Raw genomic sequence first — 15,384 nt, forward strand, 5'->3', positions numbered from 1 at the left:
TTATATTTCCACTCGTTGTAGAATACCCCCTCGAGCGATAAAAAGTTGGCTCCCTGTTGGGAGCCACTGCAAACGAAACAGCTTTGGATTGGCTTTCGGCGAAGCAGGCCTGTTCCGTATGCTGCAAGTTTTTGACGCATTCTTGATCTATTGGTAACTCATGAACCCCATCGTAATAAACAGGCTGCAGCGGAAGCTGGGCTACACTTTTCAACAGCAGGAGCTCTTACTGCAAGCGTTGACTCACCGTAGCGCCAGCAGTAAACACAATGAACGTCTTGAGTTTCTGGGTGACTCGATTCTTAGTTTTGTCATCGCCAATGCGCTCTATCATCGTTTTCCTCGCGTAGACGAGGGTGATATGAGCCGCATGCGTGCCACGTTGGTGCGCGGTAATACGCTGGCAGAGATGGCGCGCGAGTTCGACCTGGGCGAATGTCTGCGTCTCGGACCGGGTGAGTTGAAAAGTGGTGGATTCCGCCGCGAATCAATCCTGGCGGATACGGTGGAGGCATTGATTGGCGGCGTGTTCCTGGATAGCGATATTCAAAACGTCGAACGACTGATTTTGGACTGGTATCGCAGCCGGTTGGACGAAATCAGCCCCGGTGATAAGCAGAAGGACCCGAAAACCCGCTTGCAGGAGTTTTTACAAGGTCGTCATCTGCCGTTGCCTTCTTATCTGGTGGTGCAGGTTCGCGGTGAGGCGCACGATCAGGAGTTTACTATCCACTGCCAGGTGAGTGGTTTGAGCGAACCTGTTGTGGGTACCGGCTCAAGCCGCCGTAAAGCCGAACAGGCAGCAGCGGAACAAGCGTTGAAAAAGCTGGAGCTTGAATGAGCGAAGAAAAACAATACTGCGGTTTTATTGCGATAGTCGGTCGTCCCAACGTGGGCAAATCCACGTTGCTCAACCAACTGCTGGGGCAAAAAGTCTCCATCACTTCGCGTAAACCGCAGACGACCCGTCACCGTATTATGGGTATCGACACCGATGGTGCCTATCAGGCTATCTACGTCGACACCCCGGGTCTGCATATCGAAGAAAAACGCGCCATCAACCGTTTGATGAACCGCGCGGCCAGCAGCTCAATCGGCGACGTCGAGCTGGTGATCTTCGTTGTCGAAGGCACTAACTGGACTGCCGACGATGAAATGGTGGTCAACAAGCTGCGCAGTCTGAAATGCCCGGTCCTGCTGGCGATCAACAAGGTCGACAACGTTACCGACAAATCCAAGCTGTTGCCGCACATTGCATTCCTTAGCCAGCAGATGAACTTCCTTGACGTGGTGCCAATTTCTGCCGAAAAAGGCATGAATGTGGACACTATCGCCGCTATCGCGCGCAAGCTGCTGCCGGAAGCGGAACACCACTTCCCGGACGATTACATCACCGACCGTTCCCAGCGCTTTATGGCGTCGGAAATCATCCGTGAAAAGCTGATGCGTTTCCTGGGTGAAGAACTGCCTTACTCGGTCACGGTTGAGATCGAACAGTTTGTGCCGAACGAACGCGGCGGTTACAACGTGCACGGGCTGATCCTGGTCGAGCGCGAAGGCCAGAAGAAAATGGTCATCGGCAACAAAGGCTCGAAGATCAAAACGATCGGTATCGAAGCTCGCCACGACATGGAACAGATGTTTGAAACCAAAGTGCATCTGGAACTGTGGGTGAAAGTGAAATCGGGCTGGGCGGACGACGAACGTGCGCTGCGCAGTCTGGGCTATACCGACGACCTGAAGTAACTTCTCCAATGGACGGCTGGGAGCGCGCTTTCGTCCTGCATGGGCGACCGTACAGTGAAACCAGCCTGATGCTGGACATGTTCACGGAAGGTCATGGGCGGGTGCGCTTGCTGGCAAAAGGCGCGCGCAGCCGCCGCTCCAACCTGAAGGGGTGCCTGCAACCCTTTACTCCCCTGCTGGTGCGCTGGGGCGGCCGTGGCGAAGTGAAAACGCTGCGTAACGCCGAAGCGGTCTCCCTCGGTTTACCCCTCAGCGGCATGATGCTGTACAGCGGCCTGTACGTGAACGAACTGCTGTCGCGTGTACTGGAGCAGGAAGCCAACTACTCGGTATTATTCTTCGACTATCTGCAATGTTTGCAGGCACTGGCGGCGGAAGATATTTCCCCGGAGCAGGCGCTTCGTCAGTTTGAGCTGGCATTGCTGAATCACCTGGGCTACGGCCTCGATTTCCTGCACTGCGCCGGCAGCGGCCAGCCGGTGGACGATGGCATGACCTACCGTTACCGCGAGGAAAAGGGCTTTATCGCCAGCCTGGTGGTCGATCATTACAGCTTTACCGGCCGCGAGCTGCGCGCGCTGGCGGAGCGTCAATTCCCCGATGCGCAAACCTTGCGCGCCGCCAAACGCTTTACCCGCATGGCGCTCAAACCCTATCTTGGCGGCAAGCCGCTGAAGAGCCGCGAACTGTTTCGTCAGTTCGTCCGCAAGCAGCCGGATACGCCGGTCGACGACGCCTGACCTTTTCCCCTTTTGCGGCCCTGCGCCCGCGTGTAAACTGCTGACACTGAAAATTGTTTTTTAGAGGTTGTCATGGCTGATTTGCTGCTGGGCGTTAATATCGATCACATCGCCACGTTACGTAACGCGCGCGGAACCCAATATCCGGATCCGGTTCAGGCGGCATTTATCGCCGAACAGGCAGGTGCTGACGGCATTACCGTCCACCTGCGTGAAGATCGCCGCCACATCACCGATCGCGACGTGCGTATTCTGCGTCAAACTATCCAGACGCGCATGAATCTTGAAATGGCCGTGACCGACGAAATGTTGGATATCGCCATTGAAGTGAAACCGCAGTTTTGCTGCCTGGTGCCGGAAAAACGCGAAGAAGTCACCACCGAGGGTGGGTTGGACGTTGCTGGGCAACAGGACAAAATGGCCGTGGCGGTTGAGCGTTTGACACAGGCCGGCATTTTGGTTTCGCTGTTTATCGACCCGGATCATCGCCAGATTGATGCGGCGGTGGCGGTTGGCGCTCCCTATATTGAAATCCATACCGGTGCCTATGCCGAAGCCGAAGGCGAACTGGCGGTGAAGGCCGAGCTGCACCGTATTGCGGTCGCGGCTACCTATGCCGCAGGCAAGGGGCTGAAGGTCAACGCCGGTCATGGCCTGACTTACCATAACGTCCAGCCGATAGCTGCGCTGCCAGAGATGTATGAGCTGAATATCGGGCATGCCATTATCGGCCAGGCAGTCATGGGTGGATTGCCGGCGGCAGTTGCCGACATGAAATTGCTGATGCGGGAAGCGCGTCGCTAATGGCCGTACTGGGGCTGGGTACCGACATCGTTGAAATGGCGCGCATCGAAGCCGTGGTGGAGCGCAGCGGCGATCGCCTGGCACGCCGCGTGCTGAGCGCGGCCGAGTGGGAGGTGTATCAGCAGCATCAGCAGCCGGTCCGCTTTCTCGCCAAGCGCTTCGCGGTGAAAGAAGCGGCCGCCAAGGCTTTCGGTACCGGTATCCGCAACGGGCTGGCATTTAATCAGTTTGAAGTCTTCAATGACGGTCTCGGCAAGCCGAACATTCGTCTGCACGCGCGCGCCGCCGAGTTGGCCCAGGAGATGGGCGTTACTTCCATCCACGTCTCGCTGGCGGATGAACGCCGTTACGCCTGTGCAACGGTCATTATCGAAGGGTAACGCGGTATCGGCCGTAAAACAAAAGGGCGCCTGTTGGTGCCCTTGTCGATCGGAAGGTAGCGGTTACAGTCGATCGGCGTGATGCAGCACCACAAACTTGTCCCACAGCTGTTCGTTGCTTTCCCGGTGCTGTGGATTAACGACAATGGTGTTATCGATCGGGCATACCTGCTGGCAGGTTGGAATATCGTAATGGCCAACGCATTCGGTGCAGCGATCGCTATCGATCCGGTAGATATCCTCCCCCATCGAAATGGCCTGATTCGGACATTCCGGCTCGCACATATCGCAGTTGATGCACCGCTTTGTAATTAGTAACGCCATATCAATCACTTACGCTTTTATTCTATTTAAATCATGCAGTTACCTGCATTTCCTATTGCGCACGATTCCGCACTATGTGTATATTTATACAGTGTTTCAAACATTGAAAAACCATGTTCAGCAACACAGAATGGCAACACATGCCTTTTTTAGCCTCCAGATATAACCTCATGTGTGAGCTTCAAGCTGGTGGCCTCTGATACAAGGAAATATCAATGCCGCGCACTGTAACACAGATGCAGGATAACCCCAATAATGATGAGTTCTTAGCCACATCTGCGCGTTGGGAGGACTGCAAACCACCATACGCAAGCTCACACATAAGAATCTGTGTTACTGCTGCCAAAATCATTTTAGCGCACGTAGGGCAGGCTCGGCGCTCGAAGTACGAAAAGGATAACTATCTCCGTATAGATTTCAGTAAAGCAGGAAAGGTTACGTTCTATGCTGAGTTCCCAAAGAAGATGGGATTGAAGGGTAAAAAGCTGGGGGAGTGGCCAGAAATGGCTATGCAGATTGCTAGGGAGAAAGCGAAGGATATTGCGATCATGGCTTGAAAGCGGAGTCAGTTCAACAGGCGATCAAAGAGTATGAAGGGGACTTACAGGCTAAGGTTGATCGTCAAAAGCTTGGTGAAGATAGCTTTAAAACTTACTGTACCAGGACAAAGCAAATTGCCGCCGCATTTGGTGAGCGTGAAGTTTTCAGCGATATAACATACAACCGCCTGCTGGAGGTTCTCGACCTATGGATTGAAACTAGGTCCAATAACCAGGCACTTGAACTTTCGGCAGAACTGAGGCGTTTCTGGAAGTTTAGCGCACCTCGTTATTGTAATGGTCGCAATGTCGCCGCAAGCCTACCCAGCGACTATATCTCGTTGCGTGTCCAAAAGCCGACGCCAACCCGGCTGTATATCGATATAGAGTCGATCGAGGAACTGTGGTTCGCTTGAAACGTCGCTATGGCCGAACTTGCGAATAGCGGCAACACGTATGGTGCGCATTTCCCTGCGAGCCCTACGGCGGCAGCGGTTGGTTAAGATGGTTTTCATGATTTTTGGTCTTTGCCTGCTGGATAATGTGCTGGGTATGCATACAGTGGGGTTGTATGTTGAACTGTATGCTGTGGTAGTATCTGATCTCCACAATCCAAGAAGGGATAAGCATGCTTTACATCAAAGAAGGCGGTGTTCTGATAAAGCTTGATGATTGGGAGCAAGTCTACTCAAGGCCCAACTTTATTAAGGACCTCAACCTTAAAGATAAAAAACTTAAAACTTTGGTTGGGTATTATAAAAATGAGCCTCCGAGAAAATGTGGAATTAGTAGCTGCCATCGCACCCACAAAATGGGAGCGATTGTTATCACAGAAGATAATTGTGAGGCTTCTATTGGTCATATGTGCGGTTCAAGAAAGTTTGAAGAAAAATTTGATGTTCTCGTAAAACAGCTTGAAAAAGAAGTTGATGCAGAGATTTATAAAGAGGCAGTTGCTTCCCGCAAAGATCGTGTCTTTGATTACTGGAATCAGGCTGCAGCCTTAACTGTTGGCGCTAATGGAATACTTAAGCTTGCAGAAAAAATATCACAGCTAAGAGATCCGCTTGTTGTTGGTCGTTTTTCATCAATGGAGTTGATGAGTATGGCTGCAAATCAACGCACTAAAGTTACCAAGCCTGAGTGGGTTGAGAAATCCAAGAGCGAACTCACTGAGGAGGAACTTAAGAGCGGAGAGAAAAAATATAAACTTGAAGATATTGTAATTGGCCAGATAAAAAACACCGAAGTCATGCTTTCTGCAAATGACATGGCTAAATTATATCATGAAGAAATAGAGCATGTTTTAGTTGCCTTGCAACATCTTGATTTAGATAAAGCCACCCCAAAACAGATAGGTAACGTTGGTCGAAGGGTGGCAGTACTTGATACCAGGATTGCGCGAGCCAATACGTTAAAATCGCTCGCTATTGAGTTTTTGACCCACAAAAATCTTTACCCGCTGTATGAGAAAATGTATCCAATGGATACAGTTAGCCGAAAAGATTTAGAGCTATACGAGACGTTCATTAACTCTCTATAACGCCGCCAGCATCGGGCATGGATGCCCACGCTTTAAAATCTTGTTGATGGAATGGGTAGCCTGAATTTCCAATGCTATCCACAATGAAACAAATGAAGTCTCCGGCTTCGTCAAACATCGGGTGTCCCAAAAAGTAGTCATCCTCATCGCAGATGATCAGGTGTTTTTTATCCTGTGATTCTGGGGCCGAGGTAATACTTGATGGGTGAAACCCCAGTTTAAAGTTCATCGTATCAACCTCTAGTTAATGGTTTTATGCCTACAGCCCTGTGTTAGCAGCGGCAGGGTAAATCCACGAATTTCAGGCAATAAAAAAACCGCGATTGCGAGGTTTTTTTGGATTCGTATTTTACTTTTTCGGATTGAAGTCGTGCATGCTTTTGGCGACGGTGGATAGCCTGGTTCTTATTGTTGGTGTATCAAGCCCGTTTCGGACGTCCACGTTAAGTGAGGATATCTCTTCCGCCCAGCCTTCAATTGTTTCTTTGAATTGCTTGGCCCTACTGGCTTGTCTTTTCCTGCTGCTTTCCATTTCTGCTATGCGCTGCTGATCTTCAATTTGATCTTTACCAATCCCGACCCTAAGTGCCTCCTCAGCAACAGCGGTCAACTCAGCCCTCATTAGTGGGTGGAAAAGCTCAGCTCCAAGTATTACTGGTTTACTAGCACTAGCCTGGAGAAATAGGCATTTGGTTTCTTGTTTACTTTTGGTGTCAACGCAAAGCAATTCAACTACGGGGACGGCACCAAACTTTTTAACTCTCAATGCTGTGTAGGTCATTGGACTTTTCAATGATGACTCCTTTCATTGTCTGATTTTTATACCCCATAACTTATAGTGCTTTTAGTAAAGCGTTCAAGCGAACGCTTCGTAAAAACACTTATTTCCCTAAAGAACGTCACAGATCGGTCTCTCTCGGGGTTTGTGGGTGATTACGTCGCTCAGCCATGTATCAGCTGGCATACCTATGGGAAGTTGAAGTGCAGCGGCGGCAGCGGTGTTTGAGGGCAAATCATGCCTGAGCAGTGGGACAATGAAAGTGCGGCCCGTATCGTGAAATAATGGCGGACTTGCGCACCCTCGGCTATCGCGATGAAGAGCAGTTGAAGAAGGCAGCCACCATCCTCTGGCCTCAACGCTTTCTGGAATCAATGCTGGTGGCTGCTGATGCCGGGGAGGAATACGACTCCATGGAAAAAGCGGTTCTGGCGTCGATGAAGCATGACAATCCGGTCTATGTGATAGGCAAGTTGTTCTACACGGGCGGCAACGACACCGTGTCGGTACTTGGGCGTTATATGCAAAATCATTACGCTCTTTGGCTGACCCGCGATCAGGTGGATGATAGGGTGCGCTGGTGCATTGAAATATTCAACTCTGCTGTCTTCTTCGCTGTTTGTGAGGTTATCTACATCGAAAATGCAAAGAATTACAAAAAATAATGTGATAGTAGCCAATGAAAGTGCATAATCATAATACAGGTATATTTTCGCGAAGCTGTGCCATCAAGCGATGCAACAGAATGACCCGTCTATGAGCGGGTTTTTTTACGCAAAAATGTTGCGCACGAAAGTTACTTTCTTACCTGTATTCCACACAACAACGCTCGATAATGCACCGAACATGTCGACTATGTGCATTACCTTAATGGTAATGTGCTGCGAAAGTGCAGATATCTCCGCTTAAACGGAATGTAAATGCGGTGAACAAGACGCTAAGATGAGCAACTTAATCTTGCTTAATTGCCGCCCGGGCTACTACAATGGCTTTACGGTATGTCGACGAAAGCATTTCCGGTAGTCGACAAGTTCTTATAAACGAAAGATAGGAGGATGGTATGACTAGATTGTTTACTCTTGTTGCTCGTGCGATCATCTCTCCAGAGAAGATCCTCAAAAAAATCGCGGACGTCACCTCAAGCTGTGACAACACACCGAAAAAGGCTTATGATGATAAGTTCTTCATCGACAGCAATGGTTCGGTCGTCCTTAACCGCAATAATGCAGAAGTGCAAAAAGCTTTTGCGAACAATATCGCTGGATTGAGCACCGTTAAGACCGACAAGAAGACAAGGTAATCTTCAATGTGGGCAGCGCTCATCGTTATTGTTCTAGTTTGCGGTTATCACTACACAAAATGCCATTTACCATCTAGGTATAAACAAAATAAAGCCGTTGGTTGGAATGCTTACTTTGATGTTGCTCTCAAAGGTGGTGAATTTCTAATCAGCGGCATTTTGTTGGCCTGCCTCATCGTTATACTCATGTTTTCTGCAATGATTGCATTGAATCTGCTTGCTTATCTAGGCGTCCCATACGAGAAGTTTACATTTGCAAAAGATCTATGGAGCACCCGCTTTTTTGGGTTGAGTATGTTCTCTACCCTAAGTTTGGGGTGTACCGTGATTATGAGTATTGGGCAGGCATCGCAAGCGACCAAGAATTTTAAAGACCCGCAAAAAAGAGTCGAGATATTCCGCGAGATTGCAGCCCATAGCGCAATAGAAAACATCCTTTTGGAGTCAATCGAGAGAGGGTTACTGCTTCTGGTCACTTTGAAGTCCAGGAAGGTATATGTAGGCATGATAGATGAGGCTCGGTTTAATCAGCTTGATACCAATACTTTGGTGCTCATCCCGTTCATGTCAGGGTACCGCCACAAAGATACACTGACATATTGCGTAGAACACAATTACGTAGACCACTATCAAAGCCAGGGCATCACCCTCACCTCCGAACCTCTTTCTGTTTACCAGTTTCGTCACGTGCTTCCGTTTGATCAGATTGAGTCATTTTCTTTGTTTAACGTCGATACTTATGAAACTTTCCAAGAAATAATTAAACAGAAGAAAGAGCTGGAAGGTGGGGTTGAGACTGAAGCAGCCTAGTTCTGATAAATTATGCAGTAAAGCCCGCCTTGAGCGGGTTTTTTATGGAAAAACTAAAGCGAAGCCTCATTCGAATTTAACCCGATGCCCCAACTGAGGGGTTGTGTCGGTATCTGGTGGATGGGGCTTCGCCTTAATGTTTGTATAGCGATGGAGTCAAGCTCTCCCTAAGGTCTAGATAGTGTTGCCGCTAACTCTTAAGATGGGGATTGAGGTATTATAAGGTCTGGCTAACTTTGTCTGGGAGACGGAATAATGATTACATTCAATGATTTCAAAGAAAGGCGTAAAGCCCGAAAAGAAGATCGTAAAGCATACACACAGCGAGTGAGAGAATGTGCAGGAAAGCTAGTTAGTCTCTATGTCGATTCCCTACAGCTTCCGAATGACACCTGGAAAGACTCAGCAGGTAAGGCTTATCCATATGTCTTCCTTCAGGATTTAGAGCCGCGTACTGGAGATGGGAATCATGCCAAACCTGAAGAACTGACGGTAGACTCCAGTGCCGGTGCCAGGTTTGTTTTGTTTACAATTACAGATGATGACCCCAACAAACCCCAGCATGAAAGTACTCGCATTACAATCTCACTCGTTGGTGATGATCTTGAAGTAGATATTGAAGGTTTGAATGCTTTCTCTCCAATTGATTCAGATGAGAAATACTCAGAGTTATGCGAGTTCATTAAGGAAAGAATACTTGAATCTATAGGTGGCAATGGATTTGGGAAAAAGCAGCCAAAAGAATCGGTAAGCCTATGGGACTGAAAGAATCTCAATAAAGATCAGGTGTAGTTAGACTTTCAATTTAAAGAAACAATACCGTCGACACCTGCGGCGAAAATTGAAAGGCAAAAAATTCAGAAGCTGAGCTAACGCTCGGCTTTTTTCGTTTCTACCACCCGACGATCGGGCACAGCCCCGGCAGGGGGAGGATATGAGAATGCCAAACAATCCGCATGGCTGGACGGAATTCAGTGAAATGTTTGCGAGCTGGTGGCGCGGTGATGTGCCGATTTCTATCGAGGTCTACAAGGTCACCGGTTCGTTGGGCTTCGCTGAGGAAGGCTGGAATATTGAGGTGCCCCAAGATGTGAACGGAAACCGCCTGTGCTTTGTGGAAACCAGCACCGGTAAGGATGGCACAATCTATGTGAAGGTCAGCAAACGCCGCTTTGACATCGATACAGCCGCAATTTTGGCCGGTGATCCGATGGATATTCCAGCCGGTCGCTGGATTGACTTGCGGCTTGAAATGCCTGTGCTGGAAGTTGTTGAAGAGCCAATCCCAGATGAGCAGAAAGAACCATGAATTTAAAGCCGGATTGAACGCCGGCTATTTAAAAAAGCTTGTAGTAGTCGTATGCCATCGCGATCTCAACGGCTTCACCTTGTGTTTTGAAGGGGGTTTCTGATATGAGAGGCCAGCGCCCCTTATGCAGAAAATAGACCCAAAACTTGCCTTCCTCGTCTTCGCGCAAAGCGAACATGGGGGGCTGTTGATAGTTGGTGAAGGGTAGCGATCGTTTTCTGTCAGAAGGAAAATCTGCCGTCCATTTATTCTGAGGCTGCCCATCAGATATCAGTGACAAGCCACTCATCGGCTTCTTCGAACATCTCTTCCAACATCCGATTCAGCTTTTCTCTGTCGCTTTTGTTTGCGTCGGAGTTAAGGCCGTTCGCCTGCATTGGCTTCACTCTCACATCGGCATCGGGGAAAATCCGATGCACTCGCTTAGTCAATTCTGCTTTGATAATCTCTGCCGCGTCAGGCAAGCCATTAACATTACGTTTATCAAAAACCAGTTCTACAAACATTTCACGCCTCAATTTATGCTGTATATATAGCCAGTATTATCAGCTCTGATCTGGCATTTGATCAAGTAGCGGCATGCTGAAATTGGAAAGATTTGTGTTACTGGTGGTGCGGAATGGGAAAAGTGAGGATAAAACTCAGCAACGCAATTAATAAAACTAATAAATAACACGCTGATTAACAATGTAAAAATATCAATGCTCGCACATATCGCAGTTGATGCATTTGCGTGTGATTAGCAGGGCCATGGTTTATCTCTTATCATTAATAGGGGTATTTTGCGCAGCGCGGATTATAACGTCTAAACCAGTTTTTTCACTAACTGTTCGCTGTGTTTGATGCGGTCCCGGGCATGATCGAGATCATGCTGAATCAAGGCCATAAACAGCAGGTCGGTGAGGGCGAACTGGGCGGTGCTGGAGGAAATGGCGGCGCTGCGGGTGTCGGGTTCCTCAGCGATGGTATACAGGCAGTGGTCGGCGCGTTGCTGCAGCCCGTTTGGCGAGAAACTGGTTAATGCCAGCACCTTGGCGCCGGCCAGGCGAGCTTCTTCCGCCGCCAGGTTGATTTCCCGCCGTTCTCCACTGAATGAGATTGCCAGCAGCAAATCCCGCTTATCCAGCGCCTGGACCGCCGCCAGTTGGACGTGCATATCCGGCTCTGCTATCGCCATCACGCCAATTTTCAGCAGCTTGTAGGAGAAATCCTTGGCGACCAACCCGGAAGCGCCGATCCCCACCAAAATGATCCTTCGCGCCTGACGCAACATGTCCAGCGCCTGATGCAGACGCTCTTCGCTATTGATATCCAGCGTCGCGCGCAGTGCGGCCTGCTTTTCTACCAACAGCTTTTCGCCGACCGTTTTCAGCGCATCGCTGCTGAGGATCCGGTTATGCACGGTGACCGCCGGTTCAGCTTGCGGTTGGGCCAGGGTTTCGCTCAGCGCCAGCTTCAATGCAGGGAAGCCTTTGTAACCCATCTTCTGAGCAAATTTCACCACGCTCGACTGACTGATCCCGGCCAACTGGGCCAGCTTTTGCGAGCTGAGATGGCGTGCCTGCTCGGCGTTATGCAGCAGGAAATCCGCCAGTTTGCGGTCGTTTTGAGCCAGCGTCGGATACATCTGACGAATGCGAAGAAGGGTACTCATAAGGTTGTGTCCCATAATTGATCGTGGCAGCGTCGCAGACCCAAAAGTCCGTAATCAAGGCGGAGGGTGCAAAGCATAGCTGACCTATGTTTAAACCCGACAACACAGAGTGCGGGCTTTTGGGGCGCGACCCGAAGGGCTGGGGCCATTTGAACGCGCATCGGTGTTACGAGCCGCTTATTTGGCCCACCAACCTCACGACTCGTGCCTGGTTGCGCGCTCACATGACCGCCAGCGGTGCTCGCGTGCAACTATGGGGCGCAACCTCTATTTCCCTGGAAACCCGCGGGTATTCTGCCACGCCGGTGGCGAAAACGCGCAGTGAAAATTTTTTGTGAGCGGGTCTTTAAAATAGCAAATAGTGCTCGCTTTAATGAATAAAATATTCAAATAATGTTTTTATGTTTGGAATTAAAAATTCAAAGGTAAACAAATGAACCTAGGCGCATTGGTATCTGAAACCCGTAACCCAGCCACCATGGGGTTGGACGAAATGTCGACGCTGGAAATGGTGAGCTGCTTTAACCGGGAAGACCGCAAGGTACCGGAGGCGATTGAAAAGGTGCTGCCGGCCATCGCAGAGGCGGTGGATCTGGCGGCGACGGCGCTGAAGGCCGGTGGCCGGTTGATTTATCTGGGGGCGGGGACCAGCGGCCGTCTTGGCGTGCTTGACGCCTCCGAATGCCCGCCCACCTTCGGCGTGCCGCACGGCAGGGTCGTTGGGCTGATTGCCGGTGGCCCAGGCGCGTTGTTGAAGGCTGTGGAGGGGGCAGAAGATGATGCCGCCTTGGGAGAGGCCGATTTGAAAGCGCTGTCGCTGACGGCCACCGACATGGTAGTGGGGCTGGCGGCATCCGGGCGGACCCCTTATGTGATCGGTGCTCTGCGCTATGCGCGTCAGTTGGGTTGCCCGACGGCGGCGATTTCCTGTAATCCGGATTCGCCTATCGCCCATGAAGCGCAGGTGGCGATTTCACCGGTGGTGGGGCCAGAGGCGCTGACCGGCTCGACGCGCATGAAATCAGGCACCGCGCAAAAATTGGTGCTGAATATGCTGTCGACCGGCGCGATGGTCAAACTGGGCAAGGTTTATCAAAACCTGATGGTGGACGTGAAGGCTACCAACGTAAAACTGGTGGATCGCGCCTGCCGCATCGTCGTGGAAGCCACCGGTGCCGAACGCGGCCAGGCGGAGGCAGCGCTGACGCAGACCGGTTTTGAAGTCAAACCGGCGATTCTGATGATTCTGGCCGGTATTGACGCTGAAGAAGCGCAATGCCGCTTGCAGCAGCACGATGGCTATTTGCGCGCGGCGTTAACGCGTTAAACCACACTTGGGGCGGGCGATGGACAAGACAGCGGCACTGGCAACACAGATTCTGACGGGGATTGGCGGCGAGGGGAATATCCTCAGGCTGGAGAACTGCATGACGCGGGTTCGCGTCGAGGTCCGTGACGAACAGCGCCTTGATTTACCGGCGCTCAAGCAGTTAACGGGTATTAAGGGTTATATCAAGCAGGGCGATCAGCATCAGTTTATTGTTGGTCCGGGTGCCGCCGCCAAGGTGGTTGACGCCATGCGTACGCTGCTCAACGGCGCTCCCGCTGTGGCGGTCGGGCGTGATGATATCGCCCGCACCAAGGCGCAGGCCAAGCAAAAATATGCAGCGCCGATGAGCGGGGCGTTGAAAAAACTGGCCGATATCTTTATCCCCTTGATACCGGCATTCATTGCCTCTGGCCTGATTACCGGCATCATTAACCTGCTGAAGCGGCCCGACATCGCCGGTGAGTTGGCGGTAAACTACCCGAACGTGCTCGGGCTGCTGGCGATTTTCGGCAGCGCGGTATTCGCCATCATGAACATTCTGGTGGGGGTTAATGCCGCCCGGGTATTTGGTGGTTCGCAGGCGATGGGCGGCGTGATGGCCGGCATTCTCTCCAGCCCGGCGCTGGCGCAGATTACGCTGTTCGGCGAGGCGTTGCAGCCGGGGCGCGGTGGGGTGATTGCCGTTCTGCTGGTGGTGGCGCTGATGTGTTGGGTGGAAAAACGTCTGCGCAACCTGCTGCCGGAGTCGATCGAGCTTATCCTCAATCCACTGTTGACCACGCTGGTCACCGCGTCGCTGGCGATTGTGATTTTGCAACCGCTCGGCGGCTATATCTCGGACGCTATCGCCCACGGCGCCAATCTGGCGATCGACAAAGGCGGATTGCTGGTGGGCGCGGTGCTGTCCGGGCTGTTCCTGCCGCTGGTGCTGTCCGGTCTGCATCAGGGATTGGTACCTATACATGTCGAGTTGGTGCAGGCGCACGGCTCCAACCCGCTGCTGCCGATCCTGGCGATGGCGGGAGTGGGGCAAGTGGGTGCTGCACTGGCAGTATTAATGAAAACTCGCAATGCGCGCCTGAAAAAGGTGATCAAAGGGGCGCTGCCGGTCGGTATTCTCGGCATTGGCGAGCCGCTGATTTTCGGTGTGACCCTGCCGCTGGGCAAGCCTTTTATTGCCGCCTGCCTCGGCGGCGCGGTGGGGGGCGCTTTGATCAGTTACTGGAAGGTGGCGACGGTGATTACCTTCGGTATTTCGGGTTTACCTTTGGCGCTGACCATTGTCTCGGGTAAGGTGATGTTGTATCTGGCCGGTATGGTGATTACGATTGTGGCTGGATTTATGTTCACCTGGATAATGGGATTCAACGATCCTGAGGAGTAACGTTTGAGCGAGAAGCAGAGCCAGGAGGCCGTGGAAGGCCGCCGCGTGGTGTTCTTTGATCTGGACGGTACGTTGCATCAGGAAGACATGTTTGGCAGTTTCTTGCGTTTTTTGCTGCGCCACCTGCCGCTGAATCTGCTGTTGGTGGTGCCGCTGCTGCCGGTGGTCGGGCTGGCGATGCTGCTGATGGGGCGCGCTGCGCGCTGGCCGATGAGCGTCCTGTTGTGGTCGATCACCTTTGGCCGTTCGGAGGCCAGGTTAAAGGCGCTGGAACTGCAGTTCGTCAGTTATTTCCGCGACAAGGTGACCGCGTTTCCGGTGGTGCAAATGCGCCTGCGTCAATACCTCGATGTGCACGATGCCCAGGTGTGGCTGATCACCGGTTCACCGGAGCGGCTGGTTGAGCAGGTTTATCGGGACTCCGCTTTCCTGGCGCGGGTACGCCTGGTCGGCAGCCGCATTGTGCGGCGTCATGGCGGCTGGGTGCTGGCTATGCGGTGTCTCGGCGTCCAGAAAGTGATGCAACTGGAACAGCGTCTCGGCGCGCCGCTCAGGCTGTACAGCGGTTACAGTGACAGTAAACAAGACAACCCGCTGCTGTACTTCTGCGAGCACCGCTGGCGGGTCAGCAAGCTGGGTGAGTTGCAGCAGTTGGAGTAAGCAAAGGGGCGGATTTCCGCCCTTTGCCGTTTATATCCCCTCTGGTTTTCCAATTGCAGCGTGAAAGGCGGCGGCCATACGCC

Annotated in this window: 20 protein-coding genes and 1 pseudogene; 15 read left to right on the top strand and 6 right to left on the bottom strand. The window is 51.6% G+C overall.

What is annotated here, in order from left to right:
• Nucleotides 1-160 precede the first annotated feature (160 nt).
• From rnc to acpS, 5 genes are all read left to right on the top strand, one after another.
• Nucleotides 161-841, top strand: a complete 681-nt coding sequence (rnc, locus tag V2S86_RS00420; RefSeq protein ID WP_004953587.1) for a ribonuclease III — start codon at nucleotides 161-163, stop codon at nucleotides 839-841.
• Nucleotides 838-1,746 (top strand): GTPase Era, encoded by a 909-nt coding sequence (gene era / locus V2S86_RS00425; RefSeq protein ID WP_004953584.1) that lies wholly within the window; start codon nucleotides 838-840, stop codon nucleotides 1,744-1,746. Before rnc ends, era begins: the two co-directional genes overlap by 4 nt.
• An 8-nt stretch (nucleotides 1,747-1,754) precedes the next feature.
• The gene (gene recO / locus V2S86_RS00430; RefSeq protein ID WP_004953582.1) at nucleotides 1,755-2,486 is read left to right on the top strand and encodes a DNA repair protein RecO; all 732 of its coding nucleotides are present in this window, start codon (nucleotides 1,755-1,757) and stop codon (nucleotides 2,484-2,486) included.
• 72 nt (nucleotides 2,487-2,558) lie between these two features.
• Complete coding sequence (gene pdxJ, locus V2S86_RS00435) at nucleotides 2,559-3,290, top strand: pyridoxine 5'-phosphate synthase (RefSeq protein ID WP_330760777.1); 732 nt, start codon at nucleotides 2,559-2,561, stop codon at nucleotides 3,288-3,290.
• Entirely contained in the window at nucleotides 3,290-3,670 is a 381-nt protein-coding gene (gene acpS / locus V2S86_RS00440) for a holo-ACP synthase (RefSeq protein WP_126528613.1), read from the top strand. The genes pdxJ and acpS overlap by 1 nt, the downstream gene beginning before the upstream one ends.
• A 63-nt stretch (nucleotides 3,671-3,733) precedes the next feature.
• Here the strand turns inward: acpS and V2S86_RS00445 are convergent, their stop codons facing one another.
• Nucleotides 3,734-3,994 carry a YfhL family 4Fe-4S dicluster ferredoxin gene (locus tag V2S86_RS00445; RefSeq protein ID WP_330760778.1) on the bottom strand — a complete coding sequence of 87 codons (261 nt, stop codon included), beginning with the start codon at nucleotides 3,992-3,994 and terminating at the stop codon, nucleotides 3,734-3,736.
• 215 nt (nucleotides 3,995-4,209) lie between these two features.
• Between V2S86_RS00445 and V2S86_RS00450 the strand changes: the two are divergent.
• Nucleotides 4,210-4,940: pseudogene (locus V2S86_RS00450) on the top strand (recombinase); the annotation flags it as partial.
• Between the two features lie 221 nt (nucleotides 4,941-5,161).
• Nucleotides 5,162-6,076, top strand: coding sequence for a hypothetical protein (locus V2S86_RS00455; RefSeq protein ID WP_330760779.1), 915 nt, complete (start codon nucleotides 5,162-5,164; stop codon nucleotides 6,074-6,076).
• Here the strand turns inward: V2S86_RS00455 and V2S86_RS00460 are convergent.
• Nucleotides 6,063-6,305, bottom strand: a complete 243-nt coding sequence (locus V2S86_RS00460; RefSeq protein ID WP_330760780.1) for a hypothetical protein — start codon at nucleotides 6,303-6,305, stop codon at nucleotides 6,063-6,065. The two genes, V2S86_RS00455 and V2S86_RS00460, sit on opposite strands and share 14 nt — an antisense overlap.
• A 120-nt stretch (nucleotides 6,306-6,425) precedes the next feature.
• The gene (locus tag V2S86_RS00465) at nucleotides 6,426-6,869 is read right to left on the bottom strand and encodes a hypothetical protein (RefSeq protein ID WP_330760781.1); all 444 of its coding nucleotides are present in this window, start codon (nucleotides 6,867-6,869) and stop codon (nucleotides 6,426-6,428) included.
• A gap of 269 nt (nucleotides 6,870-7,138) precedes the next feature.
• Here V2S86_RS00465 and V2S86_RS00470 point away from each other — a divergent pair, with 269 nt between their 5' ends.
• The 5 genes from V2S86_RS00470 (at nucleotide 7,139) to V2S86_RS00490 (ending at nucleotide 10,273) form a co-directional block, all read left to right on the top strand.
• Nucleotides 7,139-7,519: a hypothetical protein gene (locus V2S86_RS00470; protein ID WP_330760782.1), complete on the top strand. Its 381-nt coding sequence runs from the start codon at nucleotides 7,139-7,141 to the stop codon at nucleotides 7,517-7,519.
• 395 nt (nucleotides 7,520-7,914) lie between these two features.
• Nucleotides 7,915-8,154 carry a hypothetical protein gene (locus tag V2S86_RS00475; RefSeq protein ID WP_330760783.1) on the top strand — a complete coding sequence of 80 codons (240 nt, stop codon included), beginning with the start codon at nucleotides 7,915-7,917 and terminating at the stop codon, nucleotides 8,152-8,154.
• A gap of 6 nt (nucleotides 8,155-8,160) precedes the next feature.
• Nucleotides 8,161-8,964, top strand: a complete 804-nt coding sequence (locus tag V2S86_RS00480) for a hypothetical protein (protein WP_330760784.1) — start codon at nucleotides 8,161-8,163, stop codon at nucleotides 8,962-8,964.
• A gap of 255 nt (nucleotides 8,965-9,219) precedes the next feature.
• Nucleotides 9,220-9,729 carry a hypothetical protein gene (locus V2S86_RS00485; protein ID WP_330760785.1) on the top strand — a complete coding sequence of 170 codons (510 nt, stop codon included), beginning with the start codon at nucleotides 9,220-9,222 and terminating at the stop codon, nucleotides 9,727-9,729.
• Between the two features lie 175 nt (nucleotides 9,730-9,904).
• Nucleotides 9,905-10,273: a phage tail fiber protein gene (locus V2S86_RS00490; RefSeq protein WP_330760786.1), complete on the top strand. Its 369-nt coding sequence runs from the start codon at nucleotides 9,905-9,907 to the stop codon at nucleotides 10,271-10,273.
• Between the two features lie 28 nt (nucleotides 10,274-10,301).
• Here V2S86_RS00490 and V2S86_RS00495 read toward each other — a convergent pair whose 3' ends face one another.
• From V2S86_RS00495 to V2S86_RS00505, 3 genes are all read right to left on the bottom strand, one after another.
• The gene (locus tag V2S86_RS00495) at nucleotides 10,302-10,562 is read right to left on the bottom strand and encodes a hypothetical protein (protein ID WP_330760787.1); all 261 of its coding nucleotides are present in this window, start codon (nucleotides 10,560-10,562) and stop codon (nucleotides 10,302-10,304) included.
• Nucleotides 10,537-10,779 carry a DinI family protein gene (locus V2S86_RS00500; protein ID WP_330760788.1) on the bottom strand — a complete coding sequence of 81 codons (243 nt, stop codon included), beginning with the start codon at nucleotides 10,777-10,779 and terminating at the stop codon, nucleotides 10,537-10,539. Before V2S86_RS00500 ends, V2S86_RS00495 begins: the two co-directional genes overlap by 26 nt.
• Nucleotides 10,780-11,078: 299 nt before the next feature.
• Nucleotides 11,079-11,927 (bottom strand): MurR/RpiR family transcriptional regulator, encoded by an 849-nt coding sequence (locus tag V2S86_RS00505; RefSeq protein ID WP_330760789.1) that lies wholly within the window; start codon nucleotides 11,925-11,927, stop codon nucleotides 11,079-11,081.
• Nucleotides 11,928-12,360: 433 nt separating this feature from the next.
• Here V2S86_RS00505 and murQ point away from each other — a divergent pair, with 433 nt between their 5' ends.
• From murQ to yfhb, 3 genes are read left to right on the top strand one after another with little or no spacing between them, the layout of a single operon-like run.
• Nucleotides 12,361-13,254 carry an N-acetylmuramic acid 6-phosphate etherase gene (murQ, locus tag V2S86_RS00510; RefSeq protein ID WP_330760790.1) on the top strand — a complete coding sequence of 298 codons (894 nt, stop codon included), beginning with the start codon at nucleotides 12,361-12,363 and terminating at the stop codon, nucleotides 13,252-13,254.
• Between the two features lie 19 nt (nucleotides 13,255-13,273).
• The gene (locus V2S86_RS00515) at nucleotides 13,274-14,641 is read left to right on the top strand and encodes a PTS transporter subunit EIIC (protein WP_330760791.1); all 1,368 of its coding nucleotides are present in this window, start codon (nucleotides 13,274-13,276) and stop codon (nucleotides 14,639-14,641) included.
• A 3-nt stretch (nucleotides 14,642-14,644) separates the two neighbouring features.
• Nucleotides 14,645-15,301, top strand: a complete 657-nt coding sequence (yfhb, locus tag V2S86_RS00520; protein ID WP_065506495.1) for a phosphatidylglycerophosphatase C — start codon at nucleotides 14,645-14,647, stop codon at nucleotides 15,299-15,301.
• Nucleotides 15,302-15,384: the final 83 nt, after the last annotated feature.

Origin of the sequence: Serratia sp. C2(1), from assembly GCF_036352655.1 — a bacterium.
GTDB classification, from domain to species: Bacteria; Pseudomonadota; Gammaproteobacteria; order Enterobacterales; family Enterobacteriaceae; genus Serratia; species Serratia inhibens.

Bases quoted from the DNA above. Each gene is read 5' to 3' on its own strand.
- V2S86_RS00485 (WP_330760785.1), top strand. From the start codon at position 9,220: ATGATTACATTCAATGATTTCAAAGAAAGGCGTAAAGCCCGAAAAGAA.
- recO (WP_004953582.1), top strand. From the start codon at position 1,755: ATGGACGGCTGGGAGCGCGCTTTCGTCCTGCATGGGCGACCGTACAGT.
- V2S86_RS00455 (WP_330760779.1), top strand. From the start codon at position 5,162: ATGCTTTACATCAAAGAAGGCGGTGTTCTGATAAAGCTTGATGATTGG.
- V2S86_RS00505 (WP_330760789.1), bottom strand. From the start codon at position 11,927: ATGAGTACCCTTCTTCGCATTCGTCAGATGTATCCGACGCTGGCTCAA.
- acpS (WP_126528613.1), top strand. From the start codon at position 3,290: ATGGCCGTACTGGGGCTGGGTACCGACATCGTTGAAATGGCGCGCATC.
- V2S86_RS00515 (WP_330760791.1), top strand. From the start codon at position 13,274: ATGGACAAGACAGCGGCACTGGCAACACAGATTCTGACGGGGATTGGC.
- V2S86_RS00445 (WP_330760778.1), bottom strand. From the start codon at position 3,994: ATGGCGTTACTAATTACAAAGCGGTGCATCAACTGCGATATGTGCGAG.
- V2S86_RS00480 (WP_330760784.1), top strand. From the start codon at position 8,161: ATGTGGGCAGCGCTCATCGTTATTGTTCTAGTTTGCGGTTATCACTAC.
- murQ (WP_330760790.1), top strand. From the start codon at position 12,361: ATGAACCTAGGCGCATTGGTATCTGAAACCCGTAACCCAGCCACCATG.
- V2S86_RS00475 (WP_330760783.1), top strand. From the start codon at position 7,915: ATGACTAGATTGTTTACTCTTGTTGCTCGTGCGATCATCTCTCCAGAG.
- V2S86_RS00495 (WP_330760787.1), bottom strand. From the start codon at position 10,562: ATGAGTGGCTTGTCACTGATATCTGATGGGCAGCCTCAGAATAAATGG.
- V2S86_RS00500 (WP_330760788.1), bottom strand. From the start codon at position 10,779: ATGTTTGTAGAACTGGTTTTTGATAAACGTAATGTTAATGGCTTGCCT.
- V2S86_RS00490 (WP_330760786.1), top strand. From the start codon at position 9,905: ATGCCAAACAATCCGCATGGCTGGACGGAATTCAGTGAAATGTTTGCG.
- era (WP_004953584.1), top strand. From the start codon at position 838: ATGAGCGAAGAAAAACAATACTGCGGTTTTATTGCGATAGTCGGTCGT.
- V2S86_RS00470 (WP_330760782.1), top strand. From the start codon at position 7,139: ATGGCGGACTTGCGCACCCTCGGCTATCGCGATGAAGAGCAGTTGAAG.
- rnc (WP_004953587.1), top strand. From the start codon at position 161: ATGAACCCCATCGTAATAAACAGGCTGCAGCGGAAGCTGGGCTACACT.
- V2S86_RS00460 (WP_330760780.1), bottom strand. From the start codon at position 6,305: ATGAACTTTAAACTGGGGTTTCACCCATCAAGTATTACCTCGGCCCCA.
- pdxJ (WP_330760777.1), top strand. From the start codon at position 2,559: ATGGCTGATTTGCTGCTGGGCGTTAATATCGATCACATCGCCACGTTA.